This window comes from Achromobacter sp. FW305-C-28 (genome assembly GCF_058783235.1).
The window spans coordinates 401995-419355 of record NZ_JBYSYL010000001.1 but is presented as its reverse complement, the minus strand read 5'-3'; the positions used below and the strand labels follow the sequence as shown (position 1 = coordinate 419355).

At 63.9% G+C, this 17361-nt stretch carries 18 protein-coding genes; 3 read left to right on the top strand and 15 right to left on the bottom strand.

Going from position 1 to position 17361, the window contains the following annotated elements:
- Positions 1-6 precede the first annotated feature (6 nt).
- From AC3WMR_RS01875 to AC3WMR_RS01810, 14 genes are all read right to left on the bottom strand, one after another.
- Positions 7-1509 (bottom strand): NADH-quinone oxidoreductase subunit M, encoded by a 1503-nt coding sequence (locus tag AC3WMR_RS01875; RefSeq protein ID WP_263910425.1) that lies wholly within the window; start codon positions 1507-1509, stop codon positions 7-9.
- Positions 1506-3572: an NADH-quinone oxidoreductase subunit L gene (gene nuoL, locus AC3WMR_RS01870; protein WP_492262443.1), complete on the bottom strand. Its 2067-nt coding sequence runs from the start codon at positions 3570-3572 to the stop codon at positions 1506-1508. The genes AC3WMR_RS01875 and nuoL overlap by 4 nt, the downstream gene beginning before the upstream one ends.
- Positions 3573-3589: 17 nt before the next feature.
- Entirely contained in the window at positions 3590-3898 is a 309-nt protein-coding gene (nuoK, locus tag AC3WMR_RS01865; RefSeq protein WP_025137065.1) for an NADH-quinone oxidoreductase subunit NuoK, read from the bottom strand.
- Entirely contained in the window at positions 3895-4548 is a 654-nt protein-coding gene (locus tag AC3WMR_RS01860; RefSeq protein ID WP_492262442.1) for an NADH-quinone oxidoreductase subunit J, read from the bottom strand. Before AC3WMR_RS01860 ends, nuoK begins: the two co-directional genes overlap by 4 nt.
- 17 nt (positions 4549-4565) lie before the next feature.
- A complete protein-coding gene (gene nuoI / locus AC3WMR_RS01855; protein ID WP_025137063.1) occupies positions 4566-5054 on the bottom strand; it encodes an NADH-quinone oxidoreductase subunit NuoI in 489 nt (162 codons plus the stop codon).
- Between the two features lie 21 nt (positions 5055-5075).
- On the bottom strand, positions 5076-6149 hold the full coding sequence (gene nuoH, locus AC3WMR_RS01850; protein WP_492262441.1) for an NADH-quinone oxidoreductase subunit NuoH: 1074 nt from the start codon (positions 6147-6149) through the stop codon (positions 5076-5078).
- A complete protein-coding gene (gene nuoG, locus AC3WMR_RS01845) occupies positions 6149-8476 on the bottom strand; it encodes an NADH-quinone oxidoreductase subunit NuoG (RefSeq protein WP_492262440.1) in 2328 nt (775 codons plus the stop codon). Before nuoG ends, nuoH begins: the two co-directional genes overlap by 1 nt.
- A gap of 15 nt (positions 8477-8491) precedes the next feature.
- A complete protein-coding gene (nuoF, locus tag AC3WMR_RS01840; RefSeq protein ID WP_025137060.1) occupies positions 8492-9859 on the bottom strand; it encodes an NADH-quinone oxidoreductase subunit NuoF in 1368 nt (455 codons plus the stop codon).
- On the bottom strand, positions 9856-10350 hold the full coding sequence (gene nuoE, locus AC3WMR_RS01835; protein ID WP_025137059.1) for an NADH-quinone oxidoreductase subunit NuoE: 495 nt from the start codon (positions 10348-10350) through the stop codon (positions 9856-9858). Before nuoE ends, nuoF begins: the two co-directional genes overlap by 4 nt.
- Before the next feature lie 47 nt (positions 10351-10397).
- On the bottom strand, positions 10398-11654 hold the full coding sequence (locus tag AC3WMR_RS01830) for an NADH-quinone oxidoreductase subunit D (protein ID WP_054429653.1): 1257 nt from the start codon (positions 11652-11654) through the stop codon (positions 10398-10400).
- 3 nt (positions 11655-11657) lie between these two features.
- A complete protein-coding gene (locus AC3WMR_RS01825; RefSeq protein WP_492262439.1) occupies positions 11658-12284 on the bottom strand; it encodes an NADH-quinone oxidoreductase subunit C in 627 nt (208 codons plus the stop codon).
- An 81-nt stretch (positions 12285-12365) separates the two neighbouring features.
- The gene (locus AC3WMR_RS01820; protein WP_006217960.1) at positions 12366-12842 is read right to left on the bottom strand and encodes a NuoB/complex I 20 kDa subunit family protein; all 477 of its coding nucleotides are present in this window, start codon (positions 12840-12842) and stop codon (positions 12366-12368) included.
- Between the two features lie 51 nt (positions 12843-12893).
- Positions 12894-13253 carry an NADH-quinone oxidoreductase subunit A gene (locus tag AC3WMR_RS01815; RefSeq protein WP_006217959.1) on the bottom strand — a complete coding sequence of 120 codons (360 nt, stop codon included), beginning with the start codon at positions 13251-13253 and terminating at the stop codon, positions 12894-12896.
- A gap of 313 nt (positions 13254-13566) precedes the next feature.
- Positions 13567-14679, bottom strand: coding sequence for a porin (locus AC3WMR_RS01810; protein WP_492262438.1), 1113 nt, complete (start codon positions 14677-14679; stop codon positions 13567-13569).
- Positions 14680-15134: 455 nt separating this feature from the next.
- Here AC3WMR_RS01810 and AC3WMR_RS01805 point away from each other — a divergent pair, with 455 nt between their 5' ends.
- The 3 genes from AC3WMR_RS01805 to AC3WMR_RS01795 are packed head-to-tail and all read left to right on the top strand — an operon-like array spanning position 15135 to position 16620.
- Entirely contained in the window at positions 15135-15749 is a 615-nt protein-coding gene (locus AC3WMR_RS01805) for a TetR/AcrR family transcriptional regulator (protein WP_492262437.1), read from the top strand.
- Positions 15746-16192 carry a PaaI family thioesterase gene (locus tag AC3WMR_RS01800; RefSeq protein WP_492262436.1) on the top strand — a complete coding sequence of 149 codons (447 nt, stop codon included), beginning with the start codon at positions 15746-15748 and terminating at the stop codon, positions 16190-16192. Before AC3WMR_RS01805 ends, AC3WMR_RS01800 begins: the two co-directional genes overlap by 4 nt.
- Positions 16189-16620: an NAD(P)-binding domain-containing protein gene (locus tag AC3WMR_RS01795; protein WP_492262435.1), complete on the top strand. Its 432-nt coding sequence runs from the start codon at positions 16189-16191 to the stop codon at positions 16618-16620. The genes AC3WMR_RS01800 and AC3WMR_RS01795 overlap by 4 nt, the downstream gene beginning before the upstream one ends.
- Here AC3WMR_RS01795 and AC3WMR_RS01790 read toward each other — a convergent pair.
- On the bottom strand, positions 16594-17361 hold the full coding sequence (locus AC3WMR_RS01790; protein WP_492262434.1) for a phosphatase PAP2 family protein: 768 nt from the start codon (positions 17359-17361) through the stop codon (positions 16594-16596). The two genes, AC3WMR_RS01795 and AC3WMR_RS01790, sit on opposite strands and share 27 nt — an antisense overlap.

The following is a 17361-nucleotide window of genomic DNA, read 5'->3' as shown; positions in this document are numbered from 1 at the left end:
CTTGTCTTACAGTTTCGAGACGGCAACGTGTTGCAGCAGGGCCTCGACCGACACGTGCATGACGTCGGTGAAGGGCTTGGGATAGATCCCCATGTACAGCACGGCGATCGCCATCACGCCAAGAATCACGAATTCGCGGCGGTTGATATCGGTCAGTTCACGGACGTGGTCATTGGCGATGTCGCCCAGCACCACGCGCTTGACCATCCACAGCGAATACGAAGCGCCCAGGATCAGCGCGGTGGCCGCCAGGAGGCCGATCCAGAAGTTGTGCTCGACCGCGCCCATGATCACCATGAACTCGCCGACGAAACCGCTGGTGGCCGGCAGGCCGCTGTTGGCCATCGAGAACAGGATGAAGAACGTGGCGAAACGCGGCATCACGTTGACCACGCCGCCGTAGTCGGCGATGCGGCGCGAGTGCATGCGGTCGTAGAGCACGCCGATACACATGAACATGGCGCCCGACACGAAACCGTGCGAGATCATCTGCACGATGGCGCCTTCGACGCCGGCCGTGTTGAAGATGAAGAAGCCGAGCGTCACGAAGCCCATGTGGGCAACGGACGAATAGGCCACCAGTTTCTTCATGTCGTCCTGGACGATCGCGACCAGGCCGATGTAGATGACGGCGATCAGCGACAGCGTGATCATCATGCCGGCCAGGCTGTGCGAAGCGTCAGGGGCGATCGGCAGCGAGAAGCGCAGGAAACCGTAGGCGCCCAGCTTCAGCATGATCGCGGCCAGCACGATGGAGCCGCCCGTGGGGGCTTCGACGTGGGCGTCAGGCAACCACGTGTGCACCGGCCACATGGGCACCTTGACTGCAAAGGCCGCCAGCAACGCCACGAAGATCAGGATCTGCGGGGTGTAGCCCAGCTTGGTCTGCTGCCAGGTCAGGATGTCGAACGAACCGCCCGAGGCGTGCCACAGGTAGATGAACGCGACCAGCGTCAGCAGCGAGCCCATCAGGGTGTACAGGAAGAACTTGAATGCCGCGTACACACGGTTCGGTCCGCCCCAGACGCCGATGATGATGTACATCGGGATCAGCGTGGCTTCGAAGAACACGTAGAACAGCATGCCGTCCAGCGCGGCGAACACGCCCACCATCAGACCCGACAGGATCAGGAAGGCGGCCATGTATTGCGCCACGCGGCTGGTGATGACTTCCCAGCCGGCCAGCACCACGATGATGGTGATGAAGGCGGTCAGGAGCACGAACCACAGCGAAATGCCGTCGATGCCCAGGTGGTAATTGACGTTGAAGGCTTCGATCCAGGAGGCCTTCTCGACGAACTGCATGGCAGCCGTCTTGGAGTCGAACCCGGTGTACAGCGGAATCGTGACGAGGAAGCCGGCGATCGAGCCGATCAGCGACAGGCCGCGCGTCAGGCCGGGACGGTCGTCTCGGCCCACCGCCAGCACCAGCAGGCCGAATACGATCGGGACAAAGATCGCAAGCGTGAGCCAGGGGAAAGTGTTGGATGCCATCTCGCTTGCCATCATTGGGGAATCAGCACAAAGAAAGTCACCAGCGCCATGATGCCGATGATCATTGCGAACGCGTAGTGATAGATGAAGCCGGACTGCAGGTGACGGCTGACTGCAGCCACCCAGCCCACCACGCGGGCGCTACCGTTGATCAGGAAGCCATCGATGATGCCGCGGTCGCCGGTCTGCCACAGGCCACGGCCCAGGCAGCGCAGGCCGCGCGCGATGATCTGCTCGTTGACCCAGTCGACGTAGTACTTGTTTTCAAGCACCTTGTTCACGCCCGACAGGCTGGACTTGATCGCGGCCGGAACCTTCGGGTTGATCAGGTAGCAGTACCAGGCGATGACCGCACCCGCCACGACCAGCCAGAACGGCAGGGTCTGGAAGGCGTGCAGGCCGAAGGCCACCCAGCCGTGCCATTCTTCGTGCAGCTCGTGCATGGCCGGATGCTGCGGCAGCACCGTGATCACGCCGTTGAAGAACTTGCCGAACAGCATGGGATCGACCGCCCAGGCGCCCACCAGCACCGACGGGATCGCGAGCAGGATGAGCGGCAGGGTCACGACCCAGGGCGACTCATGCGGCTTGCCGCCGTGGTGGCCGTGGTCGTCATGACCGTGGTCGTCGTGGCCGTGGTCGTCGTGGCCGTGGTCGTCGTGGCCGTGGGCATCATGACCATGGCCATGGCCGTGGTCGCTGGTGTCGAAACGTTCCTTGCCGTGGAAGACCAGGAAGTACACGCGGAACGAGTACAGCGAGGTCACGAACACACCGATCAGCGTGGCGTAGTAGGCAAAGCTTGCGCCCCACACATGGGCGGCGCCGGCGGCTTCGATGATGTGTTCCTTCGAGTAGAAACCCGAGAAGAACGGCGTGCCGACCAGGGCCAGCGTGCCCAGAAGGAACGTGATCCAGGTGATGGGCATGTACTTGCGCAGGCCGCCCATGTTGCGGATGTCCTGGTCGTGGTGCATGCCGATGATGACCGAACCGGCGCCCAGGAACAGCAGTGCCTTGAAGAACGCGTGCGTCATCAGGTGGAAGATCGCCACCGAGTAGGCCGAGGCGCCCAGCGCGACGGTCATGTAGCCCAGCTGCGACAGCGTGGAATACGCGACCACGCGCTTGATGTCGGTCTGGATGATGCCCAGGATGCCCAGGAACAGCGCGCCGATGGCGCCAATCACGATGATGAACGACAGCGCCACGTCCGACAGTTCGAACAGCGGCGAGAAACGCGCGACCATGAAAATGCCGGCCGTCACCATGGTGGCGGCGTGGATCAGCGCGGAGATCGGGGTCGGGCCTTCCATCGAGTCAGGCAGCCAGGCGTGCAGGGGCACCTGCGCCGACTTGCCCATGGCGCCGATGAACAGGCAAATACACGCCACCGTCAGCAGCATCCAGTCCGAGCCGGGCAGCGTCAGGGTGGCCAGCTTGTCGGCCTGGGCGAAGACTTCGCCATAGTGCATGGTGCCGGCATAGGCGAACAGCAGGCCGATGCCCAGCACGAAACCGAAGTCGCCGACGCGGTTGATCAGGAACGCCTTCATGTTGGCGAAGATCGCCGTGGGGCGGGTGTACCAGAAACCGATCAGCAGGTACGACACCAGGCCCACCGCTTCCCAGCCGAAGAACAGCTGCACCATGTTGTTCGACATCACCAGCATCAGCATGGAGAACGTGAACAGCGAGATGTACGAGAAGAAGCGCTGGTAGCCGGGATCGTCGGCCATGTAGCCGATGGTGTAGATGTGCACCATCAGCGACACCGAGGTCACCACGACCATCATCATGGCCGACAGCGGATCGATCAGGAAGCCGATTTCCAGCTTGGTCTGGCCGATCAGGCTCCAGGTGTAGACCGCGCCGTCAAAGCGCAGGCCGTTGAGCACGTCGCCCAGCACCACCACCGAACCGATGGCGGAAATGAGCACGCCCAGGATGGTGATGACGTGCGAGGCGCGCCGACCGATGGGACGGCCCAGGAAGCCAGTGCCGAAAAGGCCCGCGAGAATTGCTCCGGCCAGCGGCGCCAGCGCGATGAGCAGGTAGAGATTGGGTGAGCTAGACATTTTCTTCCAATACCCCGTCAGCCCTTCAGGCGATCGAGATCGTCAACGTTGATCGTGTTCAGGTTGCGGAATAGCAGCACCAGAATGGCCAGGCCGATCGCCGCTTCAGCGGCAGCCACGGTCAGGATGAAGAACACGAACACCTGGCCGGCGGTGTCGCCGAACCAGCTGGAGAACGCCACGAAGTTCATGTTGACGGCCAGGAGCACCAGCTCGATGGACATCAGGAGAATGATCAGGTTGCGGCGATTCAGGAAGATGCCGAAGATCCCGATGGCGAACAGGATCGCCCCCAGGATCAGATAGTGGGCCAGCGTCAGCGTCATTGTTTTTCTCCTTGGGGCGCGGCGGCAGGCGCCGAGGCGCCGTTCCTGGCCTGGGCGCGCTCGCTCTGGGCGGGCATGCTCACCATGCGGAAGCGATCCTTCGAGCGCACGCGGACGGCGGCAACCGGGTCGTTGTACTTGACGTCGCGGCGGCGGCGCAGGGTCAGGGCAATGGCAGCGACCATGCCGACCAGCAGCAGCGCGGCGCCGACTTCGATGGCGTAGATGTACTGCGTGTACATCACTTCACCGAGGGCACGGGCGTTGTTGTAGTCGCCGGCAACCGGGGCTTGCGGGCCCGAGCCGTACCAGGTCGACCCCAGCACGAAGGCCATTTCCACCACCATGACCAGACCGATGATCAGGCCCAGCGGCAGGTAGGTCTTCATGCCTTGGCGCAGCGCATCCATGCGGATGTCCAGCATCATGACGACGAACAGGAAGAGCACCATCACGGCGCCCACGTACACCAGCACCAGCAGCAGCGCGAGGAACTCGGCGCCCAGCAGCATCCAGAGCATGGCCGCGTTGGTGAAGGCCAGGATCAGGTGCAGGACGGCGGTGACCGGGCTGCGCGCGGTGATCACGCGGAACGCCGCGATCACCAGCACGGCGGCCAGTATGTAAAACAGGACAGTGGTAAAAGTCATGGATCAGGACCCTGGGCTCAACGGTAGGGAGCGTCTTCGGCCCGGCGGCGGGCGATGTCGGCTTCGTAGCGGTCGCCCACGGCGAGCAGCATGTCTTTGGTGAAATACAGGTCGCCGCGCTTTTCGCCGTGGTATTCGTGGATATGGGTTTCCACGATCGAGTCCACGGGGCAGCTTTCCTCACAGAAGCCGCAGAAAATGCACTTGGTCAGGTCGATGTCGTAACGCGTGGTGCGGCGGGTGCCGTCATCGCGCTGGTCCGATTCGATGGTGATGGCCAGTGCGGGGCACACGGCTTCACACAGTTTGCACGCGATGCAGCGCTCTTCCCCGTTGGGGTAGCGACGCAATGCGTGCAGCCCGCGGAAACGCGCCGACGTGGGCGTCTTTTCCTGCGGGTAGCGCAAGGTGACCTTGCGCTTGAAGAAATACTTGCCCGTCAGGCGCATGCCCTTGAGCAGTTCGGCCAGCATCAAGCTGCCGAAGAAATCTTTGATCGCTTCCATATCCTGCCTCTGCCTGGCGGCTTAGCGCCAAATGTTCCAGGGCGTCTGCATCCAGATCGCCACCACGACCAGCCAAACGCCGGTCAGCGGGATGAAGATTTTCCAACCCAAACGCATGATCTGGTCGTAGCGGTAGCGCGGGAAAGAAGCGCGGAACCACACGAACAACGAGACCACGAAGAACGTCTTGAGACCCAGCCAGATCCAACCCGGAATCCAGGTCAGCGGCGCGATATCGATCGGCGATGCCCAACCGCCCAGGAACATGATCGATGCCATGCACGACAGCAGGATCATGTTGGCGTATTCACCCAGGAAGAACAGGGCAAAGGCCATACCCGAATACTCGACCATGTGACCGGCCACGATTTCGGATTCGCCTTCCACCACGTCGAACGGGTGGCGGTTGGTTTCGGCCACGGCCGAGATCACGTAGATCACGAACAGCGGCAACAGCGGCAGCCAGTTCCAGGACAGGAACGTCAGGCCCTTGTCGGCGAACCAGCCGCGGTTCTGCACATGCACGATTTCCGACATGTTCAGGCTGCCGGACACCAGCAGCACCGTCACCAGCACGAAGCCGATGGCCAGTTCATAGGACAGCATCTGGGCCGAGGCGCGCAGCGCGCCCAGGAACGCGTACTTGGAGTTCGAGGCCCAGCCGGCGACGATCACGCCATACACGCCAACGGAGGTGATGGCCATGATGTACAGCAGGCCGGCATTGACGTTGGCCAGCACGACGTCGGGGCCGAAAGGCACCACGGCCCAGGCCGCCAGCGCCGGCATCAGCGTGACCACCGGGGCCACGATGAACAGCACCTTGTTGGCCTGGCTGGGAACCACGACTTCCTTGGTCAGCAGCTTGAAGACGTCGGCGAAAGGCTGCAACAGCCCCTTGAAACCGACGCGGTTCGGGCCCATGCGCACGTGCATGGCGCCGATCATCTTGCGTTCCCAGTACGTCAGGTAGGCGACGCACAGGATGATCGGCACGGCGATGACGACAATCTTGATGAGGGTCCAGAGCACCATCCAGACCGTCGGGCCCAGCAGTGCCGTACCCTGGCTTTCAAGAACATTGAGCCATTCCATCAGGCACGCTCCACGCTGAGTTGACCAAATGCGCCACCCAGGGCTGCGGTATTTTCAAAGGCTGCGGAAATGCGCACGGCGCGATCGGCCACGGCATCGTCCTGCACGGTTTCGAGCTCGACGGCGCCCTGCCCGCCCGTCACGCGCACCTTGACGCCGGCGGTCAGGCCGAGGCTGGTGAGCGTGCGGCCGTTCATGCGCGCGGCGGGCTTCTTCGAAGCCGGCGCGGCCTGCAGCGGTTCCGAGCGGCGCACCATGGCGTCGCTGCGGTAGATCGGCACGTCGGCCACGCGTTCCAGGCCGGCCACGGCCTGGCCCAGGCCCAGCGGCGCCTTGATGTCGTTGGACAGGCGGCCTTCGATGCCACCCGCCAGCGCGGCGTCGCGCACGGATTCGGACGTTTCATCGTCGAAACCCGCCAGGTGCAGGACGTTGCCCAGCACGCGCAGGACCTTCCAGGCCGGACGGGTCTGGCCGAACGGCGCGACCGTGCCCTTGAAGCTCTGGGCCAGGCCCTGGGCGTTGACGAACGTACCCGAGGTTTCGGTGAACGGCGCCACCGGCAGCATGACGTCGGCCCACTCGGCAGCGGCCGAACGGTAAGGCGTCAGGGCCACGGCGAACTGCGCACCGCGCAGCGCGGCGATTGCCTGCTGGCCGTTGTCGGCATCCAGCAGCGGCTCGGCGTGCAGCACGACGTAGGCCTTGAGCGGCTCGGCCAGCATGGCGGCGGCGTTCTTGCCGCCCTTGCCCGGCACGGCACCGGCCAGGTAACCGCCGACGGTGTTGCCGCCGGAGGTCAGGAAGCCGAACTTGCCGCCGGCCAGGTCAGCCACGGCGCGGCCGTTGGCGGCCAGGGTCGAGGCCTGGGCGCTGGCCACGGCCAGGTTGCCCAGCAGCACGGCGGTGTTGGCGCCGGAAGCCAGGCTGGCGGCGATGATTTTGGCGTTTTCGCCCGGCGTGACCGAGGCGAATTCGGCCGGCACCGCGGCGTCCTTGGCTTGCGCCAGGGCGACGGCGACTTCGGCCAGCGCGCGCGGCAGCTCGGACGGGGCCACGGTGATGCGGCCGGCGACGGGCATCAGGGGATCGTCGGCGGCGCTGTCGACCATCAGGATCTGCGTACCGCGCTTGGCGGCCTGGCGCAGGCGCTGGGCCATCAGCGGGTGATCCTTGCGCAGGAACGAGCCGACGACCAGGACGCGGTCCAGGTTGTCGAGTTCGGCGATAGGCATGCCCAGCCACGGCGCGCCGGTCAGGGCGGCGTCGAAGGCGGCATCGGTCTGGCGCAGGCGGAAGTCGATGTTTTCCGAACCCAGCGCGCGCACCAGGCGGCCCAGCAGTGCGTATTCTTCAGTGGTGGCGTATTCGGACGCCAACGCGCCGATCTGGCCGGCGCCGAAGCTGTCGCGAACCCGCGACAGGCCTTGGGCCACGGCAGCCAGGGCGTCGGCCCACGAAGCTTCCTGCCACTTGCCGTCGGTGCCCTTGATCATCGGGGCGGACAGGCGGTCTTCGCTGTTCAGGCCTTCGTACGAGAAGCGGTCGCGGTCGCTGATCCAGCATTCGTTGACGGCGTCGTCTTCGAACGGGACCACGCGCATCACGCGGTCGCCCTTGACCTGGACGACCAGGTTGGCGCCCAGGCTGTCGTGCGGGCTGACCGAACGGCGGCGAGCCAGCTCCCAGGTACGGGCGCTGTAGCGGAAGGGCTTGGAGGTCAGCGCGCCCACCGGACAGATGTCGATCATGTTGCCCGAGAGCTCCGACTCGATCGAGCGGCCCACGAACGACGTGATTTCGGAGTGCTCGCCACGGCCCAGCATGCCCAGTTCCATGACGCCTGCGATTTCCTGGCCGAAGCGCACGCAGCGGGTGCAGTGGATGCAGCGGCTCATTTCCTCGGCGGAAACCAGCGGACCGAGGTCCTTGTGGAACACCACGCGCTTTTCTTCCTGGTAGCGCGAGGCGGAGCCGCCATAACCCACGGCCAGGTCTTGCAGCTGGCATTCGCCGCCCTGATCGCAGATCGGGCAGTCGAGCGGGTGATTGATGAGCAAGAATTCCATCACCGACTTCTGAGCGGCGCGAGCCTTCTCGGAGCAGGTGTGCACGACCATGCCGTTCGTCACGGGGGTGGCGCAGGCGGGCAGCGCCTTGGGCGCTTTTTCCACTTCGACCAGGCACATGCGGCAGTTCGCCGCGATGGACAGTTTCTTGTGGTAGCAGAAATGCGGCACGTAAAGCCCGACTTTCTGGGCCGCATGCATCACCATGCTGCCCTCGGGCACTTCTACCGTATTGCCGTCGACGGTTAGTTCAACCATTGCTGTTCCTGAGACCTACAGATATTGCGGAACCACACAAGACTTGTGCTCGATGTGGTGCGCGAATTCGTCGCGAAAATGCTTGAGGAAGCCACGGACGGGCATGGCGGCGGCGTCACCCAGGGCGCAGATGGTGCGGCCCATGATGTTGCCTGCCACGTTGTCCAGCATGTCCAGATCTTCCGGACGGCCGTGACCGTTTTCGATGCGGTGCACCATGCGGTAGAGCCAGCCGGTGCCTTCGCGGCACGGCGTGCACTGGCCGCAGCTTTCCTCGAAATAGAAATACGACAGGCGCAGCAGCGACTTCACCATGCAGCGCGTTTCGTCCATGACGATGACGGCGCCCGAACCCAGCATGGAACCCGCCTTGGCGATGGCGTCGTAGTCCATCGTGGTTTCCATCATGATGTCGGCCGGCAGCACCGGGGCGCTGGAGCCGCCGGGGATGACCGCCTTGAGCTTCTTGCCGCCGCGCATGCCGCCAGCCAGTTCCAGCAGCGTCGAGAACGGGGTGCCCAGCGGGATCTCGTAGTTGCCGGGACGTTCGACGTCGCCGGTGATCGAGAACAGCTTGGTGCCGCCGTTGTTGGGCTTGCCGACTTCGAGGTAGGCCTGGCCGCTGTTGCGGATGATCCAGGGCACCGCCGCGAAGGTTTCGGTGTTGTTGATGGTGGTGGGCTTGCCGTACAGGCCGAAGCTGGCGGGGAAAGGCGGCTTGAAGCGCGGCTGGCCTTTCTTGCCTTCCAGCGATTCGAGCAGCGCCGTTTCTTCGCCGCAGATGTAGGCGCCGTAGCCGTGGAAGGCGTGCAGCTGGAAGTTGAATTCCGAACCCAGGATCTTGTCGCCCAGGAAGCCGGCGGCGCGCGCCTCTTCGAGGGCCTCTTCGAAGCGCTCGTAGACTTCGAAGATTTCACCGTGGATGTAGTTGTAGCCGACGCTGATACCCATGGCGTAGGCGGCAATGGCCATGCCTTCGATCACGATGTGCGGGTTGAAGCGCAGGATGTCGCGATCCTTGAACGTGCCCGGTTCGCCTTCGTCGGAGTTGCAGACGAGGTACTTCTGGCCCGGGAAGGCGCGCGGCATGAAGCTCCACTTCAGGCCGGTCGGGAAGCCCGCGCCGCCACGGCCGCGCAGGCCCGAAGCCTTGACTTCGGCGATCACGTCTTCCGGCTTCATGCCGGTGGTGAGGATCTTGCGCAGGGCTTCGTAGCCGCCGCGCTTGACGTAGTCGGCCAGGCGCCAGTTGGCGCCGTCGACGTCGGCCATGATCTGCGGCTTGATATGCCGGCCGTGCAGGCACATCGAATTGGCCAGGTCGTTCAGCGGGTTGGGCTCGAGCCCTTGCGCGAACTGCTTGTAGATGTCGGGCGCGTTCATGCCGACTCTCCTTGCGCCTTGAGGGTCGCGACCAGCGCGTCCAGCTTCTCTTCGGTCATGCGCACGCACATATGCTTGTTGTTCACGATCAGCACGGGGGAATCGCCGCAAGCGCCCATGCATTCGCCCTCGACCAGGGTGAACTGGCCGTCGGCGGTGGTTTCGCGATAGTCCACGCCCAGCTTGCGCTTGAGGTAGTCGCCAGCGCGTTCGCCGTCGCGCAAGGCACAGGGCAAGTTCGTGCAGACGGCGATCTTGTTCTTGCCGACGGGCTTGACGTCGAACATGTTGTAGAAGGTGGCGACTTCCTGGACCGCGATGGGCGGGACGCCGATGTAGTTGGCCACATCTTCAATAATGTCGGTAGCCAACCAGCCCTTCTCTTCTTGCGCGATCGCAAGAGAGGCCATGATGGCGGACTGCCGCTGGTCGGCCGGGAACTTCGCGAGTTCTCGGTCGATTTTCTGGTAGGCCTGTTCGGAAAGCAGCATAGTTTGAATCCGGGTTATGCGGGCGTGCTCGTGACTGTCTGGGCGGATCAGCGATCGATCTCGCCGAAAACGATGTCTTGCGTACCAATGATGGTGACGGCGTCGGCGATCATGTGACCGCGCGACATTTCATCCAGCGATTGCAGGTGGACGAAGCCGGGCGCCCGAATCTTCAGGCGGTAAGGCTTGTTGGCGCCATCCGACACCAGGTAGATGCCGAACTCGCCCTTCGGGTGTTCCACCGAGGCAAACGCTTCACCGGGGGGCACGTGGAAACCTTCGGTGAAGAGCTTGAAGTGATGGATCAGCTCTTCCATGTTGGTCTTCATGGCGGTGCGCTTGGGCGGGGCGATCTTGTGATTCTCGATCATGACCGGGCCCGGGTTGTTGCGCAGCCATTCCACGCACTGGCGGATGATGCGGTTGCTTTCACGCATTTCGGCGATACGGACCAGGTAGCGGTCGTAGCAGTCGCCGTTGACACCCACGGGGATGTCGAAATCGAGCAGGTCGTAGACTTCGTAGGGCTGCATCTTGCGCAGGTCCCAGGCGACGCCGGAACCGCGCAGCATCGGGCCGGTGAAGCCCAGCGCCTTGGCGCGTTCGGGATCGACCACGCCGATGCCCACCAGGCGCTGCTTCCAGATGCGGTTGTCGGTGAGCAGGGTTTCGTACTCGTCGACGCAGGCGGGGAAGCGGTTGGTGAAGTCTTCGATGAAGTCCAGCAGCGAACCGGAACGGGCGTCGTTCATGACGCGCATTTCCTTTTCGCCGCGATATTTGCTGGTGTCGCCGTACTGCGGCATCGTGTCCGGCAGGTCGCGGTAGACGCCGCCCGGACGGTAGTAGGCCGCGTGCATGCGCGCGCCCGAGACCGCTTCGTAGCAGTCCATCAGGTCTTCGCGTTCACGGAAGGCGTACAGGAACACGGCCATGGCGCCCACGTCCAGCGCGTGCGAGCCCAGCGACATCAGGTGATTCAGGAGACGGGTGATCTCGTCGAACATCACGCGGATGTACTGCGCGCGCAGCGGGGCCTCGACACCCAGCAGCTTTTCGATGGCCATGACGTAGGCGTGCTCGTTGCACATCATGGACACGTAGTCCAGGCGGTCCATGTAGGGCAGCGCCTGGATGTAGGTCTTGTGCTCGGCCAGCTTTTCGGTGGCGCGATGCAGCAGGCCGATGTGCGGGTCGGCGCGCTGGATGACTTCGCCGTCCAGCTCGAGCACCAGGCGCAACACACCGTGCGCAGCCGGGTGCTGCGGGCCGAAGTTAAGCGTGTAGTTCTTGATTTCTGCCATGATTTAACGCCCCAAGCCGTAGGTGTCTTCGCGGACCACGCGCGGAGTGATCTCGCGCGGGTCGATCGTGACGGGCTGGTAAATGACGCGCCGTTGTTCCGGGTCGTAGCGCATTTCGACGGTGCCGGACAGCGGGAAGTCTTTGCGGAACGGGTGGCCGATGAAGCCGTAGTCGGTGAGGATGCGGCGCAGGTCGGGGTGGCCTTCGAAGACGATGCCGTACAGGTCGAAGGCTTCGCGCTCGAACCAGCCCACGGCGGGCCAGCATTCCATCAGCGAGGCAACGATGGGGAATTCATCGTCGGCGGCCCAGGTGCGCACGCGCAGGCGCCAGTTGTTCTCGATGGACAACAGGTGCACGACGATCGCGAAACGGGCGCGGTGGACCTTGGCGTTGGCTTCCTCGGGCAGTTCGCGCGTGCCGTTGCCCCACGTCAGGTAGTCGACGCCACAGAGGTCGATACAGGTTTCAAAGCGCAGGCCAGCTTCGGTGCGCAGCTTGTTGCAGACCGCGAACCATTGTTCCGCGGGCACTTCGAGCGTCAGCTCGCCCAGCGCCTCGGTCAGCGCGATATCCGCGCCGAGGGTGGTCTGCAAATTGTTTTTCAGGGTTTCGAGCCTGGTCATCATCTTGTACGCTTAGGTGAACCGATACGCTGTTTCGAAGGGGCCTGCGGCGGCGTTGTGGCGGCCGCGGACCGGTACGAAGAATCAGCGCGCAATCGTGTTGGTCAGACGGATCTTGTTCTGCATCTGCAGCAAGCCGTAGACCAGCGCCTCGGCCGTGGGCGGGCAGCCCGGCACGTAGACGTCTACCGGTACGATGCGATCGCAGCCGCGCACCACGGAATACGAGTAGTGGTAATAACCACCGCCATTGGCACAGGAGCCCATGGACACGACCCAGCGCGGCTCGGGCATCTGGTCATAGACCTTGCGCAGCGCCGGCGCCATCTTGTTGCACAGCGTGCCGGCAACGATCATCAGATCGGACTGGCGGGGGCTGGGACGGAAGATGATGCCGAACTGGTCCAGGTCGTAGCGGGCCGCGCCCGCGTGCATCATCTCGACCGCGCAACAGGCCAGGCCGAAGGTCATGGGCCACATGGAGCCCGTCTTCGCCCAGTTAAGGAACTTGTCGGCGCTGGTAGTGATGAACCCTTGCTTGAGAATGCCGTCTATAGCCATATTCGTCTCTGATAGCGTGCAGTGAAATGCAGTGAACAACCCGGCGGCGGGTTATTCCCAGTCCAGCGCGCCCTTTTTCCATTCGTAGATGAAGCCGACGGTCAACACGGCGAGGAAAACCATGACCGTCCAGAAGCCGACGAGCCCGACCGTACCTTGGGCGATGGCCCAGGGGAACAGGAACGCGATTTCCAGGTCGAAAAGAATGAACAGAATCGCCACGAGGTAGTAGCGCACGTCAAACTTCATGCGGGCGTCTTCGAAGGCTTCGAAGCCGCACTCATAGGGTGATAGCTTCTCGGCGTAAGGACGCCGCGGGCCAAGGAGGGAGCCGGCCGTCAGAAGCGCGAACCCGATAAGGGTGGCCACTACGATAAACAGCAGGACGGGAAAATACTGTTGCAGGTTCATTCAGGCGTCCGTCAAATGCGCAAACCTTAGGATTGTAGCATTCGCGCGGTTACTTCTGGCTGAACTCTGTAGCGGGAACAGCGGGTGAAAGACTGCATTCCTCTGATGGAACAATGGCAGTTTTCGGCGGAAGAAAACAAGCTTAACGCACGCCGCGCCCACACCTCCAGCAGGCACCCAAAAACGCCCGCACAGTGGCCGCAAAATCCCGATTGAAAATAAAAAAAGCCACCCCGAAAGGTGGCTTCATATGAGCGGGCCGAAACCCGCTCATGCGCTGCAAATCCAGGCAGGGCTTGCGCCCTGCTTTGGATTAGAAGCGGTGACGGATGCCGACGCCGACAGCGGTCGACTTCAGGCCGTCGATGAAGGCGTAGTTCTTGGCATACGAACCGTACGTGTACAGGTTGGTACGCTTGGACAGGTCGTACGTGTAGCCCAGGTTGAACACGTTCATCGTAGCGTCGTCGCCGGTCAGCTGCGTGCCGCTGGCCGAAACGCGCTGCCACGAACCGAACAGGCTCGAAGCGCCGCCGATCGGGGCCGACAGGCCGACCAGGTACGAGTTGGCCTTGAAGCCATCAGCGAAGGCGTTGGTGCCGAAGCCGACGGTGCCGGCCGAGGTCTTGACGTCTTGGCTACCGAACCAGCCGTCGGTCGTGCGAGCGTAGGCCAGAGCCAGCTTCACAACTTCGAAGTCGTACGAACCGCCGATGGTGTATTGACGCGGGGTGGCGTCAACTTGACCTTGGGTCAGCTTGTTCGAGGCGTTCAGTTGGTCGAACGACAGAGCGACGTTCAGCGGGCCGTTGACGTAACGCAGGCCGGTCGTGATGGCGCGGGTGTTGTCGGCGGTCTTGAAGCCGGTTTGGGCGGTGTTGACGTCGTTCGCGTTGAACGAGTAGCCGACGCCGAACTGGAAGCCGCTGAACGACGGGGTTTGGTACAGGACCATGTTGTCGTAGCGGACGGTGTTCGTGGCGCTCAGGCCCATACCGATGTTAGCTTGGCCGAAACCAGCGCCGAACGGGTCGATCGAGCCGAAGTACTTCGACGCGATGTTGGTTTGGCGACCGAAGTCCAGTTGACCCCAGCTGTCGCTGGCCAGACCGACGGTGGCTTGACGACCGAACAGACGGCCACCTTGGGCCGACGTGCCGTTACCCGAATCAAAGCCCGATTCCAGTTGGAAAACAGCGCGCAGGCCGTCACCCAGATCTTCCGAACCACGCAGACCCCAGCGCGAACCGTTCTGGACGCCGTTGATCATGCCGAACTTGCTACCGTTCTGAGCGTCGGTACCACCGCTGATCTTGTTGTAGCCGAGGCCCGTGTCGATGATGCCGTACAGGGTGACAGACGTTTCTGCCTGGGCGACACCGGCGAAACCGGCGAGCAGGGCGGCAGCGAGCAGAGTCTTTTTCATTTAAGAAATCTCCGTTGATTTGAGTGACAAGAGCAGCAATCCAGCAAACCAGCCTGCCGCCCCCCTAACTCCGCGAAGGGAAGTTGACGCTATTGCATCAAAAATCAGGGGGGCTGGCTATGGTCCGGGTCAGAAAAGTGCAGGTTTGCGACAGCCCTGTTGGGATATTGCAACATCGCGCCAATGGCACTAGGGCTAACCCGGCGTTTTGCAAACGACCACGTATCCATGCGACTTTCAGCCCTGGCCCTAATAAATGGGGTGCGTCGCCAGCGTTTCTTTCAGGCGCCTTTCCCATCCCGCCGGACCCGTTGTACCGCGTTTGCCCGAGTCGCCCTGCGGCATTGAACCTGTTCTTTCGCGTCAGTTTCAATAACGTTGTTATATAAATAAATCATCGATATCATTTAAGAACATAGACATATTCCGGCGCCCCGCCACCGCCTCATCGACGTATGCCCACCCCGACCCAGCGCGCCGACCGCAACGAACGCCTGAGCGCCCTGCGCCGCCAAATGATCCTGGACGCCGCGCAGCGGGTGTTCGAGCGTGACGGCCTGGAAAAGACCACCTTGCGCGCCATCGCCAAGGAGGCCGGCTGCACCACGGGCGCGATCTACCCCTGGTTCGGGGGCAAGGAGATCCTGTACGGCGCCCTGCTGGACGAATCCCTGCAGCGGCTGCACGCGCACCTGGCGGCGGCGACAGCGGGCGGCGAAGCAGCCACCGCCGCACGCCGGGCGATCCAGGCCTTCTTCGGCTACTACGCCGAACGCCGCACCGATTTCTCGCTGGGCCTGTATTTGTTCCAGGGGCTGGGGCCGCGCGGCCTGGGCCGCGAGATGGACGAACAACTCAACGGCCGACTGCGGCAGTGCGTGGACCTGCTGGGCATCGCGCTGGCGCGCACCAAGGCCTGGCCCCCGGAAACCGTGCAGGCCGAGCAGATGAATGTCTTCACCTATCTCATCGGCCTGTTGCTGCTGCTGCACACCCATCGCCTGAAATCCCTGGGCCAGCGGGCCGACATCCTGCTGGATCACTACTGCAACGCGCTGGAACAACGATGACCGCCACCACCCTGCCCTGCGCCGATGCCGAGGCGCCGCTGATCAGCCTGGCCGACTTTCGCCTGCTGCTGGCCGAACAACATCCTTTTTCGCAATTGCTGGGCATCGAGGTGCAGCGGATCGGCCGCGGCACCGCGCTGGCGGTGCTGCCTGCCCGCGACAGCCACCAGCGGCTGGGCGGCATCGTGGCCGGGCCCATGCTGATGGGGCTGGCGGACCTGGCCATGTATGCGGCGGTGGTCGGCGCCACCGGGCAGGCCCACGCCGTGACGGCCAGCCTGACCATCAACTTCCTGCGCAAGAGCCCGGCCGGAGCGATTCATGCCGATGCGCGGCTGCTGAAGGTGGGCCGGCTGTCGGCGGGCGAGGTCATCCTGACCGCCGCCGGGTCGGACGAGCCGCTGGCGCATATCGTCAGCACCTGGTCGGTGCCCAAGCCATGAGCCCGCGGATCAGCATCGTGGGCATGGGCCGTACCGGCACGCTGGCAGCGCAGCGGCTGCTGGCGGCCGAACCCGACATTGCCCTGACGATCTATGACATCGACCCGGACCGCTGCGAGGATTTCCGTGGCAGCGCGACGCTGGCAACCTCGGCGCGCGAGGCGCTGGCGGAATCGGACACCATCGTGCTGGCATTGCCGCGCGAACGCGAGATCGACCGCACGCTGGAGCGCTTCAGCGACGGCGAGGTGACGGCGCAGGTGGCAGGCAAACTGATCGTGGACCTGGAGCCGCCGCCGCCGGAACGGGCGCGCCGGCTGGACCAGGCGATTGCCACGGCCGGCGGGCGCTATGCCTGCGCGCCGCTGCGCCCGGCCTCTGCCGGCGAGCCGCAGGCACGGTTACTGAATGCCCTGATCCTGCCGTGATGCGCGGCCCAGGCGCTCGGCCACGGCCGCGCAGAGCGCCAGCCAGGCGAAACTGATGGCAAAGCCGGCGGCAACGTCGCTGGCGAAATGCACCTGCAGCAGGATGCGGCTGAGCCCGATCGCCATGACCAGCGCGGCGGCCAGGGCTACCCCGGGCAGGCGCCATGACCGGGGCGCCAGGCGCCAGGCCAGATAGCAGGCCGCACCGTACACCGCCATGGCGGCCGAGGCGTGGCCGCTGGGAAAGCTCCAGCCCACCGCGGTGGCGAAACCGTGGTCGTGCTCGGGCCGGACGCGTTCAAAGCCATGCTTGAGCAGCCAGTTGAGCGCGCCGCCCCCGCCGGTGGCGGTCGCGCAGAAGGCGGCCAGCAGCCATTGCCGCCGCAGCAGCAGCGTGGCGGTCATGGCCACGGCGATGACGGTCAGGAAATCGCGATCGCCCAGCGTGGTGAACCACGACAGCAGCCACAACAGCGAATCGGACAGCGACATGCTGAGCGCGGACGCCAGGGCGCTGTCGAATTCGACCACGCCGCCGGGCCGGGTGACCGCAGCCGCCAGGGACAGGAATGCCGCGCACGCCAGCCCCACGGCGCCGGCAAAACCGGCCAGACGGGCGGATGGACTGGCCAGCACATAAGCGCGGGCCAGCGCCGCCGCCAAGGCCGCCGAGGCCAGCGGCAGCAGGATCAAGAGGAGCAGCGCGTGGGAGGCAACCCACTCGGCATAGGCGGCGGTCAT

Excerpts from the sequence above, each read along its gene's own strand:
- nuoL (WP_492262443.1), bottom strand. The coding sequence starts at position 3,572 with ATGTCTAGCTCACCCAATCTCTACCTGCTCATCGCGCTGGCGCCGCTG.
- AC3WMR_RS01825 (WP_492262439.1), bottom strand. The coding sequence starts at position 12,284 with ATGATGACCAGGCTCGAAACCCTGAAAAACAATTTGCAGACCACCCTC.
- nuoI (WP_025137063.1), bottom strand. The coding sequence starts at position 5,054 with ATGGAAGCGATCAAAGATTTCTTCGGCAGCTTGATGCTGGCCGAACTG.
- AC3WMR_RS01830 (WP_054429653.1), bottom strand. The coding sequence starts at position 11,654 with ATGGCAGAAATCAAGAACTACACGCTTAACTTCGGCCCGCAGCACCCG.
- nuoF (WP_025137060.1), bottom strand. The coding sequence starts at position 9,859 with ATGAACGCGCCCGACATCTACAAGCAGTTCGCGCAAGGGCTCGAGCCC.
- AC3WMR_RS01790 (WP_492262434.1), bottom strand. The coding sequence starts at position 17,361 with ATGACCGCCGCCTATGCCGAGTGGGTTGCCTCCCACGCGCTGCTCCTC.
- AC3WMR_RS01860 (WP_492262442.1), bottom strand. The coding sequence starts at position 4,548 with ATGACTTTTACCACTGTCCTGTTTTACATACTGGCCGCCGTGCTGGTG.
- nuoE (WP_025137059.1), bottom strand. The coding sequence starts at position 10,350 with ATGCTGCTTTCCGAACAGGCCTACCAGAAAATCGACCGAGAACTCGCG.
- AC3WMR_RS01810 (WP_492262438.1), bottom strand. The coding sequence starts at position 14,679 with ATGAAAAAGACTCTGCTCGCTGCCGCCCTGCTCGCCGGTTTCGCCGGT.
- AC3WMR_RS01815 (WP_006217959.1), bottom strand. The coding sequence starts at position 13,253 with ATGAACCTGCAACAGTATTTTCCCGTCCTGCTGTTTATCGTAGTGGCC.
- AC3WMR_RS01805 (WP_492262437.1), top strand. The coding sequence starts at position 15,135 with ATGCCCACCCCGACCCAGCGCGCCGACCGCAACGAACGCCTGAGCGCC.
- nuoK (WP_025137065.1), bottom strand. The coding sequence starts at position 3,898 with ATGACGCTGACGCTGGCCCACTATCTGATCCTGGGGGCGATCCTGTTC.
- AC3WMR_RS01875 (WP_263910425.1), bottom strand. The coding sequence starts at position 1,509 with ATGATGGCAAGCGAGATGGCATCCAACACTTTCCCCTGGCTCACGCTT.
- nuoG (WP_492262440.1), bottom strand. The coding sequence starts at position 8,476 with ATGGTTGAACTAACCGTCGACGGCAATACGGTAGAAGTGCCCGAGGGC.
- nuoH (WP_492262441.1), bottom strand. The coding sequence starts at position 6,149 with ATGGAATGGCTCAATGTTCTTGAAAGCCAGGGTACGGCACTGCTGGGC.
- AC3WMR_RS01820 (WP_006217960.1), bottom strand. The coding sequence starts at position 12,842 with ATGGCTATAGACGGCATTCTCAAGCAAGGGTTCATCACTACCAGCGCC.
- AC3WMR_RS01795 (WP_492262435.1), top strand. The coding sequence starts at position 16,189 with ATGAGCCCGCGGATCAGCATCGTGGGCATGGGCCGTACCGGCACGCTG.
- AC3WMR_RS01800 (WP_492262436.1), top strand. The coding sequence starts at position 15,746 with ATGACCGCCACCACCCTGCCCTGCGCCGATGCCGAGGCGCCGCTGATC.